General features: G+C 61.3%; 3 protein-coding genes. 1 reads left to right on the plus strand and 2 read right to left on the minus strand.

Annotated elements, in window-relative coordinates:
• A partial coding sequence (locus BM416_RS30225) for a transposase (RefSeq protein WP_139237798.1) occupies positions 1-336 on the plus strand: 336 nt, incomplete at its 5' end.
• 35 nt (positions 337-371) lie between these two features.
• Here BM416_RS30225 and BM416_RS30230 read toward each other — a convergent pair.
• Positions 372-1,652, minus strand: a complete 1,281-nt coding sequence (locus tag BM416_RS30230) for a virulence factor family protein (protein WP_027605469.1) — start codon at positions 1,650-1,652, stop codon at positions 372-374.
• Entirely contained in the window at positions 1,652-4,294 is a 2,643-nt protein-coding gene (gene mprF / locus BM416_RS30235) for a bifunctional lysylphosphatidylglycerol flippase/synthetase MprF (RefSeq protein WP_065939213.1), read from the minus strand. The genes BM416_RS30230 and mprF overlap by 1 nt, the downstream gene beginning before the upstream one ends.
• Positions 4,295-4,615: the final 321 nt, after the last annotated feature.

Below are 4,615 nucleotides of genomic sequence, written 5' to 3' on the forward strand. Positions count from 1 at the left end.
GCTTTTTTGCGTGGCGAGTTTAAGGATAGCAATGCCTTCATCGCTTTTTTGGGCATGGACTTGAGGGTCGATGACTCGGGAAAAAAGACGGGGAGTCGCAGTCTGACCAAGAAAGGGGATCCGGAAATACGGCGTCTGGCCCACAACTCGGCCATGGCTGCCTGTCGTTCAGCGACCTGGAAACCATTTTATGAAGGGTACCTGGCCAGAGGATTCAAGAAGACTCAGGCCTTGGTAATTCTTGCCCGAAAACTCGCACGGGTGGCGTTCGCCCTGATGAAAAACCAGAGCGAATACCAACCGAATCGGCCGTTGCAGGGTTGTCCTGCAACATAGAATCTCCCACAGTTTGTTTGGCGTACAGCCCGGAATTACTCGGACTTGGCCTGATGTTTCACGATGATGTCTACCAGACGCTTGGCCAGTGCCGGATAGTTCTCATCGAAGTGATGCCCGCCCGGCAGTTTCACCGCCTCGCCCACGGCGGTCTTGTCGGTGCAGCCACTCTCGTCGACTTCTTCGGCACCGTAGATGCACACCACCTTGTCAGCCGGCAGCTTGGCCATTTCCGGGCCGGTCGCGGCTTCTTTGCCGGCGTTGCCCAGCCAGCCTTCCACTTCGATTTCAAAGCTGCCGGTGCGGGCGAAGGCCAGCAGGATGATGACGTCCACACGCTGCTGTTCGTTTTCCGGCAGGCGGTTGTAGATCGCCGGCAGGACGTCCGCGCCGAAGGAGTAACCGGTCAGCACGAAGCGCTTGGTGCCCCACTTCTGCCGGTAGTGCTGCATCAGCTCGGTGAGGTCCTTGGCGCTTTGTTCCGGGGTCTTGTGCTGCCAGTAGTAGCGCAGGGTGTCGATGCCGACCACGGGGTAGCCGATCTTGGCCATTTCGCCGGCCACGTCGCGGTCGAGGTCACGCCAGCCGCCATCACCGGAAAGGAACAACGTCACGGTGTCCTTGGCCTGGCCAGCCGGCACTTCCACCACGGGAATCGCCAGGCCGCCGTTGTCCGAACCCACCAGTTGCTTGCGCAGTTCGTTGTTCAGCACTTGCGGATAGTGAATGTCATAGTCGCTGATGCTGGTGGTGGCGCGCGGGGTGTCACGTACGAAACTGGCGCTTTCATCGTCAGGGTTGTCGTTCCAGGCCACCAGCCAATTACCATGCGCGGCGGTTTTCGGCAGTGGGTCCTTGCACCCTTCCTGCACCAACGCGAAGCCGACGGAGATGGCGTTGGCCTTGTCGTCGCTCTGAGTGGCCAGCCAGCGCCAGGCGAGGGCGGCGCCAGGGCCGATGCCGCTGACCAGGGTCGCGGGGCCTTTGAGCTGGCCCAGGGCGCTTTGCAGCGCTTGTTCCTGGAGCTTGCAGTCATCCTTTGGCAGGATCACTTGGACGATCTGCGCCTTGCCGCCCTGGCTCAGGGTAATCAACTGGCTATCGGTCAGGGTTTCGTCAGCCATCACCGCCACCGCGACGCGGGCTTTCGGGGTGCCGGCCGGGGTCACGCGGGTCATCACCGAGCCGTCGGCCTGGGGCAGTTGCTCCAGGGTCGGCTGCGGGGCAGGGCGGTTCCAGAACCAAAAGCCGCCACCCAGGACCAGGGCGAGCAGCACTACAAAGGCCAATACATACCGCCAGGAGCGTCGAATCATCAGCGTTTCACCAATCCAGTCAAGCCGCCCGCGATCAGGGCGGCGGTATCGGCCAGTGCCACCAGCGGGTCAAGTCCTGCGGGCACGGCCATGTAACGGGGTTCCCAGTCAGGCTGGAACTTGTCTTTGAAGCGGCGCAAGCCTTGGAAGTTATACAGTTGCTCGCCGCGACGGAACACCATCGAGCCCAGGCGCTGGGTCAGTGGCGCGCCGCGTCGCGGTTGCAGGCCCGACAACGGCACCATGCCGAGGCTGAAGCGGGCGTAGCCGTGACTCTTATAGTGTTGAATCAGGCCGACCATCATGAATTCCATGGTCAATTTGGGCGCATCCGGGTGGGCGCGCATCAGGTCGAGGCTGGCCAGGTCGTGGTTGTAGGTCTCGAGCAGGTTGGCGAAGGCCACCGGGCGGCCTTCGAAGCGAATGATCGCGATACGAAAGTGCTTGAGGTAGTCGTCGCTGAAGCGTCCGAGGGAAAAGCCTTTTTCCCGCACATTCTTACCGGTAAGCCATGCGTCCGAGATGACTTTTAATTCATCCATCGGTGCCGTGCCGGGTTCAAAGATCTCCAGGGACAGGCCGTCCCGGGTGCCACGGTTCCAGGTGTAGCGCAGGTCCTTCATCTCTTTGCCCTTGGCTTCCAGGTCAAAGCGTTTCAGGTCGACGCGCGCCTCTTCGCCCAGCTTGATCGCGGTGAGGCCGATGTCCATGTAATAGGGCAGGTTCTCGGCGCGTACCTGATAGAACACCGGGCGCGCATGATGGATGTCGCACAGGTCGCGGAATTGCCAGATCATTTCGGCACGGGGCTGGGTCGGACCTATCGGGTCATACAAGGCCACCAGGCTGCGGCCGCGACGGGCGTACATCAGGAAGGCTTCATCGTTGGGGTGGAACAGCAGCGCCTTGTCGCCGGTCAGCGCCAGGCCGCCGTCGGGTTGCGACGATGCCATCAGGATCTTGCTGGCGCGTTCCAGCTCCTCGGGTGTCGGCAGGTGGATCACCGGGCGTGCGGTGCGCAGCAGCCAGGTCAGCGAGACGATGACCAGCAGCACGGCGGCACCCAGCAGCGAACGCAGGCCGCGCGGGGCGTTGGCATCAAGGGTGAACTGCCACCACAGTTGATGGCTGTACGGTACATCTTGATACGCGAACAGCAGCAGCCAGATAGAAGCCCCCAGCACACAGACGCTGGCTACCAGGTACAGCGGTGAGAAAGGCAGCTCGGTCAGGCGGCTGGCGCGATAGAACGAGCGGCGGAAGATCGCCAGCAGTATCGCCGTCATGGTCATCAGGCTGGCTTCTTCCCAATCGAAACCCTTGAGCAGCGAGAGCAGGGCGCCCACCAGCAGCAGCACCATGGTCAGCATCCACGCAGCCGACAAGCGTCGACGCAGGCCCTGGGCCAGCAACAGGCACAGCACGCCGATCAGGCTGGCACCGAAGTGCGAGGCATCAATCAGGCGGTGGGGAATCAGGAAGCCGATGTTTTCCAGGCGTGAGTCGATTTCTGGCGTGGCGCCGGAAAACAGCAGGACCACGCCGGACAAAAAAACCAGTACGGCCAGCACCGGCGCCGCCAAACCCGAGGCTACCCGCAGGCTTTGCTGAGTCTGGAACAGACGCTGCGCTTCGTTGACCAGCAGGAATACGCAGGCGATCAGCAGCGGCAGGACCACGTAGATCATGCGGTACAGCAGCAGGGCCGCAGCCAATGGCGCGGCACCGAGCTTGTCGGCGAATGCGGCGAGCAGGATGGCTTCAAATACGCCCACGCCCCCTGGCACATGGCTGAGCACACCAGCGGCCAGCGCCAGCAGGTACACGAGCAGGAACGGACCGAAAGGCGGTGCTTCCGGCAGCAGCAGATAAAGGACGGTGGCGGCGGCGGCCACGTCCAGTGCGGTGATGATCAGTTGCAGGAATGTCAGGCGGCGACCGGGCAGACGCAGGGTTCGACGCCCGGCTTTTACCAGCAGGTTGTCCGGGTAGGGTTGTTCCGGCAGGCGGCGGCGATAGATGCCGATGCACAACATGGCCGACAGCAACAGCACTGCGCCGGCAACGCCGCCGAGCACCGTTTGTGGCAAATGCAGGTAGGTCGACGCTGCCGGCAAGTTGCTCAAAGTGGCCAATGCAGCCAGCGGGGGCAGGGCGCAGCCCAGTGCCAGGCTGGCGAACACGGTCATGTGGGCGACTTCCGAAGCCCCGATGCCATGGCGTGCATATAAACGGTAGCGTACCGAGCCGCCCGAGAGCATCGACAGGCCAATGGCATTGCCGATCGCAAAGGCAGTAAAGCCGCCAAGGGCCAAGGTCTTCGCCGGCAGGTTCACCCCGGCATAACGTGCGCCGGAAAACTCATAGCCCAACAGAATGACAAACCCCGCGACGGCGGCGGCGAACGCACCGAGCAATGCGGGTTTGGGCACTTCCAGGATCGAGTCGTGGAGGGCGTAGAGGTCCAGCTCCAATAGCAGGTGTCGGCAGGCAATCAGGGCGATTGCGAACAGCAACAAGGTCACGGCCAGCCCGATGGGTTGCCGGTATTTGCTCAACAGATCCAGCCAGCGCAAGCGGGTGGGGGCGATAGGTTGTTCTGCTGTGACGGTGTCTTGTGGTTCAGACGAGTTGGCGCGCATCAATCACCTCGTGGATTGTGCGCGACAGGATGGAGGTATCCAGCCAAGTTACCAATCCCTATGGACAAAATAATTACAAATATTAACGCGGATCACCGGGGGCGGCGACTGCGGCCATTGGTCGTAGAGGCGTAAGCATAGCGTGCAATGAGATGGACTCTACAAACCGTGTACGGTTTCATGAAAGATGCCATGTCATTGTTTCAGAAGAACTTTTTCATCGGATACAAAAAAGGCCACTCTTTCGAGTAGCCTTTTTTGATGTTTGGTTGCGGGAGCCGGATTTGAACCGACGACCTTCGGGTTATGAGCCCGACGAGC

The organism is Pseudomonas sp. NFACC42-2, assembly GCF_900116055.1.
In the GTDB taxonomy this organism is placed as follows: domain Bacteria; phylum Pseudomonadota; class Gammaproteobacteria; order Pseudomonadales; family Pseudomonadaceae; genus Aquipseudomonas; species Aquipseudomonas marginalis.